The organism is Afifella marina DSM 2698, assembly GCF_900102695.1.
GTDB lineage: Bacteria > Pseudomonadota > Alphaproteobacteria > Rhizobiales > Afifellaceae > Afifella > Afifella marina.
In genome coordinates this window covers 180,672-194,386 of record NZ_FMVW01000004.1, presented here as the reverse complement: position 1 = coordinate 194,386, position 13,715 = coordinate 180,672, and the positions used below count along the sequence as shown (strand labels likewise).

The 13,715-nt window shown below is 61.1% G+C and carries 13 protein-coding genes; 4 read left to right on the top strand and 9 right to left on the bottom strand.

All coding sequences use genetic code 11. The features are described 5' to 3' along the window. Positions 1–16 precede the first annotated feature (16 nt). Genes dprA through BLP76_RS10650 form a run of 3 tightly spaced genes read right to left on the bottom strand, consistent with a single transcriptional unit; the run spans position 17 to position 3,093 of the window. The gene (dprA, locus tag BLP76_RS10660) at positions 17–1,150 is read right to left on the bottom strand and encodes a DNA-processing protein DprA (protein WP_092812449.1); all 1,134 of its coding nucleotides are present in this window, start codon (positions 1,148–1,150) and stop codon (positions 17–19) included. Beyond that, complete coding sequence (plsY, locus tag BLP76_RS10655; RefSeq protein WP_244514544.1) at positions 1,147–1,761, bottom strand: glycerol-3-phosphate 1-O-acyltransferase PlsY; 615 nt, start codon at positions 1,759–1,761, stop codon at positions 1,147–1,149. The genes dprA and plsY overlap by 4 nt, the downstream gene beginning before the upstream one ends. Positions 1,762–1,785: 24 nt before the next feature. After that, positions 1,786–3,093: a dihydroorotase gene (locus tag BLP76_RS10650; protein ID WP_092812447.1), complete on the bottom strand. Its 1,308-nt coding sequence runs from the start codon at positions 3,091–3,093 to the stop codon at positions 1,786–1,788. 78 nt (positions 3,094–3,171) lie between these two features. Between BLP76_RS10650 and BLP76_RS18595 the strand changes: the two genes are divergently transcribed. Both BLP76_RS18595 and BLP76_RS18940 read left to right on the top strand, forming a co-directional pair. Continuing rightward, the gene (locus BLP76_RS18595; protein WP_139163733.1) at positions 3,172–3,741 is read left to right on the top strand and encodes a hypothetical protein; all 570 of its coding nucleotides are present in this window, start codon (positions 3,172–3,174) and stop codon (positions 3,739–3,741) included. Further along, positions 3,734–3,973 (top strand): hypothetical protein, encoded by a 240-nt coding sequence (locus BLP76_RS18940; protein WP_200170512.1) that lies wholly within the window; start codon positions 3,734–3,736, stop codon positions 3,971–3,973. The genes BLP76_RS18595 and BLP76_RS18940 overlap by 8 nt, the downstream gene beginning before the upstream one ends. A gap of 19 nt (positions 3,974–3,992) precedes the next feature. On the opposite strand, the gene BLP76_RS10640 is transcribed toward BLP76_RS18940, so the two are convergent. After that, entirely contained in the window at positions 3,993–4,943 is a 951-nt protein-coding gene (locus BLP76_RS10640) for an aspartate carbamoyltransferase catalytic subunit (RefSeq protein WP_092812443.1), read from the bottom strand. Positions 4,944–5,106: 163 nt separating this feature from the next. Here BLP76_RS10640 and BLP76_RS10635 point away from each other — a divergent pair, with 163 nt between their 5' ends. After that, the gene (locus BLP76_RS10635) at positions 5,107–6,762 is read left to right on the top strand and encodes an isovaleryl-CoA dehydrogenase (RefSeq protein WP_244514543.1); all 1,656 of its coding nucleotides are present in this window, start codon (positions 5,107–5,109) and stop codon (positions 6,760–6,762) included. A gap of 3 nt (positions 6,763–6,765) precedes the next feature. On the opposite strand, the gene ruvX is transcribed toward BLP76_RS10635, so the two are convergent. Then, the gene (gene ruvX / locus BLP76_RS10630) at positions 6,766–7,248 is read right to left on the bottom strand and encodes a Holliday junction resolvase RuvX (protein ID WP_092812439.1); all 483 of its coding nucleotides are present in this window, start codon (positions 7,246–7,248) and stop codon (positions 6,766–6,768) included. 64 nt (positions 7,249–7,312) lie between these two features. Between ruvX and parC the strand changes: the two genes are divergently transcribed. Beyond that, on the top strand, positions 7,313–9,580 hold the full coding sequence (parC, locus tag BLP76_RS10625) for a DNA topoisomerase IV subunit A (RefSeq protein ID WP_092812437.1): 2,268 nt from the start codon (positions 7,313–7,315) through the stop codon (positions 9,578–9,580). A gap of 23 nt (positions 9,581–9,603) precedes the next feature. On the opposite strand, the gene BLP76_RS10620 is transcribed toward parC, so the two are convergent. The 4 genes from BLP76_RS10620 to BLP76_RS10605 all read right to left on the bottom strand — a co-directional run bounded on the left by BLP76_RS10620 (position 9,604) and on the right by BLP76_RS10605 (position 13,713). Next, a complete protein-coding gene (locus tag BLP76_RS10620) occupies positions 9,604–10,575 on the bottom strand; it encodes an endonuclease/exonuclease/phosphatase family protein (protein WP_139163732.1) in 972 nt (323 codons plus the stop codon). Further along, positions 10,569–11,315 carry an arginyltransferase gene (locus BLP76_RS10615; protein ID WP_092812433.1) on the bottom strand — a complete coding sequence of 249 codons (747 nt, stop codon included), beginning with the start codon at positions 11,313–11,315 and terminating at the stop codon, positions 10,569–10,571. The genes BLP76_RS10620 and BLP76_RS10615 overlap by 7 nt, the downstream gene beginning before the upstream one ends. A gap of 11 nt (positions 11,316–11,326) precedes the next feature. Then, entirely contained in the window at positions 11,327–13,129 is a 1,803-nt protein-coding gene (locus BLP76_RS10610; RefSeq protein ID WP_092812431.1) for an SLC13 family permease, read from the bottom strand. A 92-nt stretch (positions 13,130–13,221) separates the two neighbouring features. After that, the gene (locus BLP76_RS10605; RefSeq protein WP_092812429.1) at positions 13,222–13,713 is read right to left on the bottom strand and encodes an RDD family protein; all 492 of its coding nucleotides are present in this window, start codon (positions 13,711–13,713) and stop codon (positions 13,222–13,224) included. Between the last annotated feature and the right edge of the window lie 2 nt (positions 13,714–13,715).

Sequence of the window (13,715 nt, the reverse complement as noted above, 5' to 3'; positions counted from 1 at the left end):
CGGCGGAGCTCCTGCTTCAGTAGATGAGAGAGATCCGGCCACCAGGATGGCGCTCCAGACGCCCTGCAAGTTCAAGTTCCAAAAGGACGACGGCCACGAGGCGGGCGGAGAGCCTGGTATGGGCTATCAATTCATCGACATGCACCGGAGTCGGCCCCAACGCCTCAAGGATGCGACTGCGATCATCATTTGCGGGCTCAACCAAAGGTTGCTTTTCAGGTTCTTCGGGCGGGAGTTCGAAACCCTCTCGCGTGGGTGGTGCGAGGATTTGCGGCAAAGCCTGGATGACGTCGGCAGCCTCCGTGATCAGATGAGCCCCCTGCTTCAACAAACGATTTGTGCCGGCAGCACGGGGATCGAGTGGCGATCCGGGGACAGCCATGACCTCCCGGTTTTGTTCGAGCGCAAGGCGCGCCGTGATGAGCGAGCCCGATCTTTCGGCGGCTTCGACGACGACGGTCGCAAGGCTCATGCCTGCAATAATTCGGTTGCGGCGCGGAAAATCGCGTGCCCGTGGCTGCCAACCCATCGCCATCTCGCTGATGGCGGCTCCCCGCTGTGCGAGGATCTTGTCGAGTAGGGGACGATGTTCCTCTGGATAGACGATGTCGACACCGCCGGCAAAGACGGCGACCGTCCCTGTCGCAAGGGCGGCCTGGTGCGCACTTTGGTCGATGCCGCGGGCGAGGCCGGAAACGATCGCGAAGCCGGCCTCTCCGAGCCCAGATGCGAGACGCTGCGCCATCCTTTGTCCCGCGAGAGAGGCATTGCGGGCGCCGACGATGGCAATGGCTGGGCGGGCGAGCACCTCGGATGCGCCCCGCATGCAAATAAGTGGAGGTGGCTGGTCGGCATGACGCAGCCACGGCGGGTAGTCCGGCTCACCCATGCCGATGAAGCGTGCTCCGGCGCGCTCAGCGGCGGCGAGCTCGCGATCGATGTCGTCCTCGCTGGCAATCCGGATGTTGCGTCTCGCGCCGCCTCGGCGGGAGAGATCGGGAAGCGCTTCGAGAGCCGCAGAGGCCGAGCCGAAATGATTGATCAGGGAGCGAAATGTCTGCGGACCGACATTCTCGCTCCGGATGAGACGGAGCCAGGCCCGTCGCTGCTCTGCCGTCAGGCGGACGCCTTCCGGGGGAGGCGTGCTCACTTCTGTCCGATCTTCGATTCGGTGCCGTTGAGGAGACGCCGAAGGTTCTCCCGATGCCGGTACCACAAGATGAAAGTGACCGCGAGGAAGAGCTCGGCCAGGAGCGTCTGGCCGCTGACGAACAGGATGACCGGCGTCAATGCGCTCGTCAGCAGCGCCGCAAGGGACGAATAGCGTGTGAACCACGCGGTTCCGATCCAGATCGCCGCCGCCGCAATCAACGTCGGCCAGGAGAGCGGCAGGAGAATGCCGAAAAAGGTGGCGACGCCTTTGCCGCCCTTAAATCCGAGCCAGACCGGAAAGCAATGCCCGAGAAAGGCGCCGAAAGCGGCAGCAAGCGCAGGCTCGAACCCCCATTGCCAGGCAATGAGAATGGGGATCGTGCCCTTGAGCGCATCGGCCAGAAGCGTCGCTGCCGCGAGCTTCTTGTTGCCGGTCCGCAAAACGTTGGTGGCCCCGATATTGCCGGAGCCGATTTTGCGAATGTCGCCAAACCCGGCCAGCCGCGAGAGGATCAGGCCGGAGGGTATGGACCCGAAGAGGTAGCCGAGAACAAGGCCGCCGATCAGGGTTGGCAGGAGAAGTGTCCAATTGCTCGCATCGGCGGTCACAGCTTCTGCCCCCGTTTCTGTGGCCTAATTTCGTTGCCCATCTCCATAAGGATAGACGGTTTTGCCGGCAACCAGTGTGCGAACCACCTGGCCAGTCAGCCGCGCCCCTTCGAAGCAGGTGTTCTTCGAGCGGGAATGCAGGCTTTCTTCCTTCACAACCCATGGCTTGTCGAGATCGACGATCGCCAGATCCGCCGGCGCGCCAGGGCGAAGTGTCCCAACAGGCAGGCCGAGAAGGCGTGCCGGCGTTGTCGCCATCGCTTCGATGAGACGCATCAGAGGGACCTCGCCGCTGTGGACGAGACGCAGGCCCACCGAGAGGAGGGTTTCCAGGCCCACGGCTCCGTCCGCTGCCTCCGCGAATGGTTGCCGCTTTCCTTCCACGTCCTGCGGGTCGTGCCCGGAAACGATGACGTCGAGCGTCCCGTCGGCAAGCGCTGCCACCATCGCCTGCCGGTCGTCTTCGCTTCTAAGAGGCGGCGACATTTTGAAGAACGTTCGGTAGGAGCCGATATCGCCCTCGTTCAACGCGAGATGCGCGATCGCCGCTCCCGCTGTAACGCCAGCACCATTTTCTTTCGCCTGGCGCAGAACGGCGATGGAATCTGCGCAAGAAAGCTGGGCTGCGTGGTAGCGCCCGCGGGTAAGCTTGGCCAGCCGCAGGTCGCGGTCGAGCATGATCGTTTCGGCTTCGCGCGGTATCCCCGGAAGTCCGAGCCGCGTCGCGATCTCTCCGGCATTCATGACGCCTGCGCGGGCGAGGTCGGCGTCTTCGGTATGGTGGACGATGAGCGCGTCAAAATCGCGCGCATAGGTGAGGGCATTGCGCATCACCTGAGCCGAACGAAGGGATTTTCGCCCCTCGGAAAAAGCGACGGCGCCGGCGTCTTTGAGGAGACCGAACTCGGAAAGTTCCTCCCCCTTGAGGCCCTTGCTGACCGCCGCCATCGGATGAACGTGCACGAGCGCGTTGTGCGTGGCGCGGCGCAGGACGAAATCGACGAGCGCGGGATCGTCGATCACCGGGTCCGTGTCCGGCATGGTGACGATGGTGGTGACGCCGCCGGCTGCGGCCGCACGGCTTGCTGTTTCCAGCGTTTCCAGATGTTCAGCGCCGGGCTCGCCCACAAAGACCCGCATATCGACGAGGCCAGGGATGATCGTCTTGCCGGTGCAGTCGACGACCTCCCAGCCTTCGGGAACACCATGGTTATGAGCTTCGGGACCCGCGGCGACGATGCGCCCGTCGGAGACGACGACGGCGCCGGGGCTGTCGAGACCGCGTGCGGGATCGACGATGCGGGCATTGGTAAGTATCGCAGGTTGCGTCATGTTGCGCCTTGGCTTTCTATTCGTTGCATCCGATGCGATTTCAAATAAATTCGGAGACTACGATCTTGGGGGAGTACGATGCAGGTCTCAGTTGATCAAAATCACATCACAGTCACGAAATCGAATTCAATCGAACGGTATGCAATTAGCCATATACGTAAAACACAAAAAATAATCCGTCATTTTCGCCATGATAACGATGAAGATATTTGGGTTCGTATTAAGATATTATCTTTTGTGTCTGTGTCTTGTTTTGTGGTATTCTATATATCCGAAGCCGCACCGGCGTTCATAATATTTTTAATTTGTTCCGCAGCTTTGGCGTATTTCGTATATGATGTGAAAACGAATGATAAATATAAACCAACGTTCACGACATTGTACTGGGGATTTTTTATGTCTGGAGACAATGAGAAGTACAGCCTTGTATCTAGAAAAGAGGCGGAAATAGATGAGTTTTTGGGGGCAATTTCATCCGCATTGAGTGAGACATTGGTCAAGACGTATAATTTCCATGTTGATAACTCTGTAAATAGTTCGGATATAAACATCCGAGAGTTTGTTAATAAGGCTGGTGCAGAAGCAATATTCTATGAGGGAGCTGTTCCGCCAGAGGACAATGAAACGAGGAGGAAGGCTGATGGTTAATATTGGAAATATAAACAATGAAACTGGCGGACAAATCAGCATAAATGATTTGCGGCATATAAGTCTCCCGCCCGAGTTAGTCGATAAAATTCTACAACTAAACGCGGCCGATAAGGATATCCAGAGCAGAATTGGTGAAGTGAAGGCGGTCTCAAGAGAGGTATTGAAAAAGGTTTTCGTGAAGGCTGGGGCGGAAAAGCTAATTTCCGTGTTAGACGACATATTTTTATGAATATTGCGTTTGCGTGTATTTAGGTCTGTGTGCTGTTCGGCAGGTGTTGGGCGAGGGCTTCGAGGACGGCCATTCGCACGGCCACGCCCATCTCCACTTGTTCGCGGATCACGCTTTGCGGACCATCGGCCACGAGAGGATCGATCTCCACGCCGCGGTTCATCGGACCGGGATGCATGACCAACGCATCCGGCTTGGCGAGGGCGAGCTTCTCCTCGTCGAGCCCGTAATAGCGGAAATATTCTCGGATGCTCGGGACATACGCGGCTGTCATGCGTTCGCGCTGGAGCCGCAGCATCATGACGACGTCGGCGTCCTTGAGCCCGGTGCGCATGTCGTTGAAGACTTCCGCGCCGTAGCACTCGATGTTGGACGGCAGCAGAGTGGATGGAGCGATCAGCCGGATCCGTGCGCCCATCCCCATGAGCAGAAGGATGTTCGAACGTGCGACGCGCGAATGACGAATGTCGCCGCAGATCGCGACGGTCAGCCCGTCGAGGCGGCCCTTGTGACGGCGGATCGTGAGAGCATCGAGGAGCGCTTGCGTGGGATGCTCGTGAGCGCCGTCGCCAGCGTTGATCACCGAACATTCGACCTTTTGAGCAAGAAGCTCGACGGCGCCGGCCGCATGATGGCGCACGACCAGAATATCCGGCCGCATGGCATTCAAGGTCATGGCCGTGTCGATCAGGGTCTCGCCCTTCTTCACCGAGGAAGAAGAGACAGCCATATTCATGACATCGGCGCCGAGCCGTTTGCCGGCGAGCTCGAAACTCGATTGCGTTCGTGTCGACGCCTCGAAGAACAGATTGATCTGCGTGCGTCCGCGCAGGGTCTGCTTCTTCTTTTCAATCTGGCGAGAGACGGCGATTTGCTCCTCAGCGAGATCTAAAAGCGAACCGATCTCGAGCGGAGACAACCCTTCAATACCGAGAAGGTGCTGATGGGAGAAAGAGGATACTGGGGTCATTAAAGGGGTGCCTATAGGCACAATCGTCCAATACGGCAACATGGGAGAGGGCGACCGCGGCGTTTTTCCCCCACGTTTGCAGCTCCGACACGGGCTTGTGAGCGCCGCTTAAAGCTCTGCGGAAAAAGCTTTAATATTGCGCGGATTCGTGCAGGCTCAACCTATGACAGAGACAATGAATCCAGGCCGGGAAGCCACGCATGCGGTGTTCAATCAGACGCCGCCGCGCATCAATCTTGACCTGTTTCAAACGGACCCGCTCCTCGATTTGATGTGCGCCGGGTTCGCCGATCCGATCCGCGAGAATCTGCAGCAGAATGGCCGCTTCTGGGGAAGCGGCGAGGCGCGCGAATTCGCTCGCCTCGCCAACAGCGATCTGCCGGAATTGAAGCGTTACGATGCCTGGGGCCGGCGCATCAACGAGGTCGAGTTCCATCCGGCCTATCACGCCTTGATGCGTCGCTCGGTCGCCTCGGGCCTGCATTGCTCGGTCTGGGAGCGCGGCGGGGAGGAAGAACCCGTCCGGCACCGGGCCCGCGCCGCCCGGCTCTACATGACCGCGCAGGCCGAGTGCGGCCATATTTGCCCGATGACGATGACGAATGCGTCGATCGCCACTTTGCGGCACAGCCCAGATCTCTTGAGCGAATGGGGGCCGAGGCTTCTGTCGCGCACCTACGACCGCGCCTCGCGCAATCCTGCCGAAAAGCAGGGCGTGACGATCGGCATGGGCATGACGGAGAAGCAGGGCGGCACGGATGTGCGCCAGAACCGCACCCATGCCGAGCCGACGAACCAGGGCTTCCACCGATTGACGGGCCACAAATGGTTCATGTCGGCGCCGATGTCGGACGCCTTCCTCGTCCTTGCACAGACGGAAAACGGCCTGAGCTGCTTTTTGATGCCTCGCTTTTTGCCGGATGGAACGGCGAATGCCATCCGCTTCGAGCGCCTGAAGGATAAGCTCGGCAATCGCTCCAACGCCTCGTCGGAGGCGGAATTTGATGGCGCCCACGCCTGGATGGTGGGCGAAGAAGGCCATGGGGTGAGGACGATCATCGAGATGGTGACCTATACCCGCCTCGATTGCGCCGTAGCCTCGACCGGGCTGATGCGTGCAGGGCTCGCCGAAGCAGTGCACCATAGTCGCCATCGCCACGTCTTTGGCTCTGAGCTCATCGACAAGCCGCTGATGCAGCGCGTCTTATGCGATCTGACGCTCGATCTCGCAGCGGCGGCAGCTCTGTCCTTCCGCCTCGCGGAGGCCTTCGATCTTGCCGCCGACAGGCCGGAAGAAGAAGCCTTCGCGCGGCTCATGACGCCCGTTGCAAAATACTGGATCTGCAAATCGGCGCAGCCCTTCCTGGCCGAGACGATGGAATGCCTCGGCGGCAATGGCTATGTCGAGGAAAGCATCATGACGCGCCTGGTGCGTGAGGCGCCGGTCAACGCCATCTGGGAAGGTTCCGGCAATGTCATGGCGCTCGACGTGCTGCGAGTGCTCGGTCGCGATCCTCAGATCCTGGCGATGGTTCTTGAAAACTTCCGCCAGGAGCTCGGCAACAATGGCCGTGCAGCCGTTGACGTTCTCGCCGCCGCCGCCGAAGTCGCCATGGAGGACGAGGGAAGCGCACGTGTGCTGACGGAGCAATTGGCATTGACCGCGGCCGCCGCTGCCTTGCGACGCGATTTCCCGCCGGTCTTCGCCGACGCCTTCATCGAGACGCGGCTCGGGCGTCCCTGGCGCTCGACCTATGGAATGCTGGACCGGCGCTTCAACATGCGTGCGCTCCTGGATTACGCATTCCCCGAGCCTTGATCCTCAGACGCGCTGGCGCCGCAATGTCGCCAGCCGATCGAGCGCGCCTTGCAGAATATAAGCGGCCGCCGCCGCATCGACCCGCTCGGCGCGCTTGCGCCGTGACAGATCGGCTTCGATCATCGCCCTCTCGACCGCCATCGTGGACAGGCGTTCGTCCCACAAGGTGACCGGCAAGTCCGTGAGCGTCTTCAGATTGCGAACAAATGCCCGGGTCGCCTGACAGCGCGGGCCCTCGCTGCCGTCCATGTTGACGGGCAGGCCGAGGACGAGGCCCCCGATTTTCTCCGTGGCGCACAGTGACAGAAGGCTCGCCGCGTCCTGTCCGAACTTGACGCGGCGGATGGTCGTCACCGGGCTCGCCACGTTTTGACCTGGATCGGAAACGGCGATCCCGATGGTCTTCGTGCCAAGGTCGAGGCCCGCAAGCCGCGTTCCGATGGGGGCGGCGGTGGAAAACTCTTCGATTGTGAGGTCAGCAGCCATTCGATTCGCCTAGCACGGCCCGCGTGCATTGTCGCGGCTTCAAGAATTCGCCACATAGGGCGCCATGGGCAAGGAACTGATTCCGCCTCCAGGCGGAGGCGAGGGCGACGGGAACATCGTCCCCATCAATCTGCGTGAAGCGCTTGAAGAGCGCTATCTCGCCTACGCGCTTTCCACGATCATGAATCGGGCGCTGCCGGACGTGCGCGACGGGCTGAAGCCCGTCCACCGGCGCATCCTGCACGCCATGCGTCTGATGCGGCTTCTGCCGGGGTCGGGCTTCAAGAAGTCCGCGAAGGTCGTGGGCGAGGTGATGGGTAATTTTCACCCGCATGGCGACCAGGCGATCTATGACGCGATGGTCCGCTTGGCCCAGAGCTTTGCTGTTCGCTATCCGCTCGTCGACGGTCAGGGCAATTTCGGCAATGTCGACGGCGATAACGCGGCCGCCATGCGCTACACCGAGGCGCGGCTGACCGAAGTCGCGAACCTTCTGCTTGAAGGCATCGACGAGAATGCCGTCGACTTCCGTGCCACCTACGATGGCGAGGATGAGGAGCCGGTCGTCCTTCCGGGTGCCTTCCCGAACCTTCTGGCGAACGGCGCATCCGGCATCGCCGTCGGCATGGCGACCAACATTCCTCCGCACAACGCGGCCGAATTGTGCGACGCGGCTCTCCACCTCATCAAGCACCCGAATGCGAGCGCCGAGAAGCTGCTCGAATTCGTCCCAGGCCCGGATTTTCCGACCGGCGGCGTTATTGTCTCCCCCGCCTCTGATCGCCTCGAAGCCTATTCGACCGGACGCGGCATGATGCGCGTGCGTGCCCGTTGGGAAAAAGAGGAAGGCAGCCGGGGGTCGTGGTCTGCGATCATCACCGAAATCCCCTATCAGGTGCAGAAGGGGCGGCTGATCGAGCAGATCGCAAACCAGATCGAGGCGCGCAAATTGCCGCTCGTCGGCGACGTTCGCGACGAGAGTGCAGAAGACGTGCGCATCGTCATCGAGCCGAAGAGCCGCACGGTCGATCCCGACCTGATGATGGAATCGCTCTTCAAGCGTGCCGATCTCGAAGTGCGTTTCTCGCTCAACATGAACGTCATCTCGCAAGGCCGCGTGCCGAAGGTGATGTCGTTGCGAGACGTGTTGAACGAATGGGTGCACCACCGGCGCGACGTGCTTTTGCGCCGCACGCGCCATCGCCTGGATAAGATCGCCCACCGTCTGGAAATTCTCGGCGGTTATCTGATCGCCTATCTCAACCTCGACGAGGTGATCCGCATCATCCGCGAAAGCGATGAACCCAAGCCGGAGCTGATGCAGGCCTTCGATCTGACCGATGTCCAGGCGGAAGCGATCCTCAATATGCGCCTGCGCGCATTGAGGAAGCTCGAAGAGCTCGAGATCCGCAAGGAGCACGAGGCTCTGACCGCCGAGCAGACGGATCTGACCGGCCTTCTCGAAGAGGAAGACCGCCAATGGAAATGTGTCTCCTTTGAAATCTCTTCGGTGAAGAAAAAGTTCGGTCCCGATACCGAGCTCGGACGTCGGCGCACGACGTTTGCGGACGCGCCGGAAATCGACGTCGAGGAGATTCAGCAGGCGATGATCGAGCGCGAGCCGATCACCGTCATTCTGTCTGAAAAAGGCTGGCTGCGCACGATGCGTGGCCATATGACCGATTTCTCGTCGCTGAGCTTCAAAGAAGGCGACCGACTCAAGATCGCATTCCCGGCGCACACGACCGACAAGATCTTGTTCTTCTCCACCGCCGGTAAGGCATTCACCCTCGAGGCTGCCCGGCTGCCCGGTGGCCGCGGCCAGGGAGAGCCGGTCCGCCTGATGGTGGAGATGGACAAGGACAGCGACATCCTTGCCGCCTTCGTGCACGACCCGCAGGTGAAGCGCCTCGTCGCTTCCACTGTCGGAAACGGCTTCATCATCGCCGAAACCGATATGGTAGCAAACACCCGTAAGGGACGGCAGATATTGAATGTATCTGGGGCGGATGAGGCCCGGATATGCGTTCCGGCCGCCGGCGATCATGTCGCCGTCATCGGAGAGAATCGGAAACTTCTGATTTTCCCGAGGGAGCAGTTGCCGGAAATGACGCGCGGCAAGGGCGTCAGGCTGCAGCGCTACAAGGATGGCGGCATTTCGGACGTGCGCGTCTTCGAAGGCGAACAGGGGCTTTCGTGGAGCGATTCCGCCGGGCGCACGCATGCCCGCTCTTATGGTGATCTGTCGGAGTGGCTCGGCGAACGCGCCCAGGCCGGACGCATGGCGCCGCAGGGCTTTCCGAAGTCGAACCGCTTCAGCCCCGCATCCTGAGGGCGCTCAGTTGATAAGGGTGTTCAGTTGATCAGTTTGAGGTCGGCGATCACCGGGTAATGATCAGAGCCGAGATAGGGGCCCCGTCTCACATCGATTTTGCGAATGGCTTTGCCGATGAAGATATGGTCGAGCGGCATGAACGGGCCGAAGGCGCGAACCGTATTTCGGCCGCGAAAGACGGCCTTTTCGCTCGGCCAGGTCGGCATGGCGCGTGTGATGCGCCGCAACGGGATCGCCGCGCCGAATCTCTGCAAGGCAAAGGACCACGGCGTTGAATTGAAGTCGCCTGCGAGGATCGTGTTGGGTCCCGCATCCTGCAGATCCTTCCTCATCGCCTCAAACTGCATCGTCTGGCCCCGCGCCGGGACCGGCCAGTCGAGATGCGTACCCCAGACGGTGACGGGAATGCCGTCCTTCTCAAACGTGACACTCATGAGGGAGACGTTGTTCTCGCGAGGCTCTCCGGCGGGAGGATCCCACACATAGGTATTGGTGAACGGGTGGCGGGCGAGGATCGCGACGTCGCAGAAATGCGCCGAGAAGCAATCGAGCCGATAGGGCAGAAAAGGCTTCAACTTCGCCAGAACATGCGCGGTATTGGGCCAGGCCTCGATCAAGACGAGGACATCGGGGCGCTCCCGCTCCACCATGCGAGCAAGGCCCTCGGCGTCGACGCGTTTGTCGAGCATGTTGAAGCTGATCACTTTGAGCGGAACGCCGGCGGGTTCGGCTGCGATGCTTCCGAAATGCGCTTCGGGCAAAATCTCCGCGATCAGGAACCACCCTTGGGCGAGCGCGAGGAACAGGCTGAGCGCAAATGCCAGCCTCAAGCGCGCGAGGAGGCCGATTGCCGCGACCAGCGCGAACCCGACGAAGAGAAAGGGGCGGAAGTGATTGATGCTGTCGAAAGACGGCCACCAATAGCCGCCAAAGCTGATCAGGCTCGCCAGCATCGCACCGACGAGCCCCACCCACACGAGAAATCTTAGCAAAAGCGTTCCCAGCCTCGCATGGTCAGCCGTTCCTGCGGTCGGAAACGCGATTTGTACGCCATCTTTCGGGAACCCTCGACCCAATAGCCGAGATAGACATAGGGCTTTCCGAGCCGCTTGGCGCGCTCGATGTGATCGAGGATGATGAAGGTGCCGAGGGAGCGGTCTTTCGCCTCCGGATCGAAGAACGAGTAGACCATCGAGAGCCCGTCGGCGAGCACGTCCGTGAGCGCGCAGGCGATGAGTTCGCCGTCGCCCCGACGCCCCGTGGCGCTGTCTGCGGTGCGGCGCCGGTATTCAACGAGCTTCGTCTCGACATGGCTGTCTTCGACCATGAGTGAATAGTCGAGGACCGTCATCTGCAGCATGCCGCCGCCGGAATGGCGTTCTTCGAGATAGCGGTAGAAGAGCGAATACTGATCAGTGGTTGCGATGTTGTCACGCCAGTCGGAGACGAGATCGCGGTTGCGCTGCGTGATTCGACGCATGGAGCGTGTCGGAGAAAAAAGGTCGGCGCAGACCCGAACGGACACGCAGGCCGCGCAACGGTCACAGGCCGGGCGATAGGCGATCGTCTGGCTGCGCCGGAATCCGCCCTGGCTCAGAATGTCGTTCAAGGGGGCCGAATGCGGTCCTGCGAGCTGGGTGAAGACTTTGCGTTCCTGCCGACCGGGAAGGTAGGGGCAGGGGCCGGGGGCTGTGAGATAGAATTGCTGAGCTTCAGCGATCGGCCGCGTCATATGAACCTCACTCAGATGCCATAATACCACGGCGCGAACAGTGAAAATACAAGCCATGAAATGATGGTGAGCGGTCCGCCCGCCAAGAGGAAATCGACGAAGCGGTAGTTCCCGGGTCCCATGACGAGGAGATTTGTCTGGTACCCGATCGGTGTCGCGAAGGATGCATTGGCGGCGAAGATCACGGCGATGACGAACGGCAGGGCCGGAGCCCCGATCGCCGCGGCCGCTGACACTGCGATCGGCGTGAAAAGCACCGCCGTCGCATTGTTCGACAAGACGTTGGTGAGGATCGCGATCAATGCGAAGAGCGCCGAGAGGAGCAGGCGCGGCCCTCCGTGTTCCGTCAGGGCGACGAGATGTTCAGCCAGGAATTGCGCGCCGCCTGTTCGTTCCAGTGCGGTTGCAAGGGCGATGGAGGCACCGATCAGCATGAAAATGCGGCTGTCGAAGGCCCGTCGCGCCTGGCGGATGTTGAGGCAGCCGAAGACGAGCATCAGGAGCGCTGCGCCGAGGGCTGCAATGGCGATGGGGACGAGCCCGGTTGCGGCGAGAACGACAAGGCCCGTGAAGATGAGGATCGAGCGAAGCGAATCGCGGCGAGCCGGCAGCGGTGCGAACGACTTTTCGAGGAGAAGCAGATCGCGGCTGCCCCGCAGACGATCGAACGATGCGTCCGTGCCGGAAAGCAGCAGCACGTCGCCTTCTTCCAGGCGAACTTCGGAGAATGCCTGACGGGACATACGACCGCGGCGCTCGACGGCGACGACATTGATGCCGCTCGTCTGCTCGATACCCGTTTCGGCCGGCGAACGACCGATGATGCGGCCACCGGGCGCCACGATCGCCTCGCCGACGGAATGTGTGCCACCGCCGGCGGTATCGGCCCCGCGTTCGCCGCGCGCGGGCTTGATGATGCCGTGACGGGCCAGATCCTCGCGCACGCCGCTGAACACGGCGAGATCGCCCGGCTGCAGCTCGAGATCTTCGAAAGGCGGCAGATGGATGGCGGCGCCGCGCCGCACGAGGCGGACGGTGACGTCGCGAAGCCCTGGGAACAACCCGGCGACCGAGCGCATGCCGACGAGCGGATGCCCCTCCGGCAGAACGATTTCGGTGATGAACTGCTTGCCGCTCGCGAACTTGACCGCTTCCTGGGGACGTTTCCCGAAGAACCGGGGAATGACGAACAGGATGTAGGGGACTGCCACAGCGGCGATTGCAAGTCCGGGCGCCGTGAGATCGAAGAGCCGGAGATTGATGCCGGCTTCGTGATGCGCCACCTGCGCGACGAGAAGATTGGTCGATGATCCGATCAATGTGGTCGAGCCGCCGATGATCGTCGCGAAGTTCATCGCCATGAGAAGCTTGGCTGGCGAGATCCGCTGCTCACGGGCGAGCGACATCAGCACCGGGATCATCATCACCACGACGGGCGTGTTGTTGAGGAAGGCCGAGAGTGCGCCCGCAAAGACGATGAGGAGTATGAAGACCGCAGATGGCGGCAGGCGGGTGTTGCGCGCAAGGTGCCGGCTCGGAGCGTCGAGCGCGCCTGTCTGAAACAGCCCCTGTCCCACGACAATCAAGCTGAGCACAGCCACCAGCGCGGGATTGGAAAAGCCCAGCAGCAAATCCGCGAACGACAAGGGGGACGAAAGGTCGAAAGCTTCGGGAAAGACGACGAAGACGAGCGTCAAAAGAAAGAGCGAGGCGAGCGCGGTCGTCTCGACCGCCACGCGCTCGAGCGAAAAGCCAACGATGGTCAGCGCGATCACCCCGAAGGTGAGCCACATCTGCAAATCGGAAAAAGTCATGCCCGGCTCCGTCGGCAAAGTACCGGCGGAGTCAAGACCCTACAATCCCAGATTGTCGCGGGGCTCGATCAGTGACATGCGCTCGGTGCGCGTCAGATCCGGCCGTCATCCCTGCGGATGACCGTCGTCCCGAGAACGATGTCGTGCAGAAGTCTCTTGCGCGGAGAGAACAGGGAAACAAGCAGAACAAAGGGCGTGAGCACCGTCACCGAGAACCAGAAGAGGACAGCATGAACCAAGGCGAGGAGGCTGTACATGCGCCCGCCGTCGAAGGTGCGCATCTCGATCCCCATGGCGCGCATGCCGGGTGTCGCCGATTCGGAGCTGCCCAGGGTGAACATCGTGTAGAGGATCGGCACGACGGGCCAGATCAGCCCGAAGAGAAGCCAGCCGAGGCCGAGGGTGAAAAGGCCAAGGAAAGTGATGACGACGAACGATATGGTCATCAGCACGACCATGATGACTGCGTCGACGAGAAAGGCCGAAATACGGCGCGTTCTGACGTTGTCGTAGAGCTCAGGATGCTGTGTCGGATCAAGCATCCGCGTCTCGTCCAGATCGATTGCGTCGTGAATTGCAGTCATGG

Bases quoted from the DNA above. Each gene is read 5' to 3' on its own strand.
- BLP76_RS10635 (WP_244514543.1), top strand. From the start codon at position 5,107: ATGACAGAGACAATGAATCCAGGCCGGGAAGCCACGCATGCGGTGTTC.
- BLP76_RS18595 (WP_139163733.1), top strand. From the start codon at position 3,172: ATGCAGGTCTCAGTTGATCAAAATCACATCACAGTCACGAAATCGAAT.
- BLP76_RS10605 (WP_092812429.1), bottom strand. From the start codon at position 13,713: ATGACTGCAATTCACGACGCAATCGATCTGGACGAGACGCGGATGCTT.
- BLP76_RS10650 (WP_092812447.1), bottom strand. From the start codon at position 3,093: ATGACGCAACCTGCGATACTTACCAATGCCCGCATCGTCGATCCCGCA.
- parC (WP_092812437.1), top strand. From the start codon at position 7,313: ATGGGCAAGGAACTGATTCCGCCTCCAGGCGGAGGCGAGGGCGACGGG.
- BLP76_RS18940 (WP_200170512.1), top strand. From the start codon at position 3,734: ATGGTTAATATTGGAAATATAAACAATGAAACTGGCGGACAAATCAGC.
- BLP76_RS10610 (WP_092812431.1), bottom strand. From the start codon at position 13,129: ATGACTTTTTCCGATTTGCAGATGTGGCTCACCTTCGGGGTGATCGCG.
- ruvX (WP_092812439.1), bottom strand. From the start codon at position 7,248: ATGGCTGCTGACCTCACAATCGAAGAGTTTTCCACCGCCGCCCCCATC.
- BLP76_RS10640 (WP_092812443.1), bottom strand. From the start codon at position 4,943: ATGACCCCAGTATCCTCTTTCTCCCATCAGCACCTTCTCGGTATTGAA.
- BLP76_RS10615 (WP_092812433.1), bottom strand. From the start codon at position 11,315: ATGACGCGGCCGATCGCTGAAGCTCAGCAATTCTATCTCACAGCCCCC.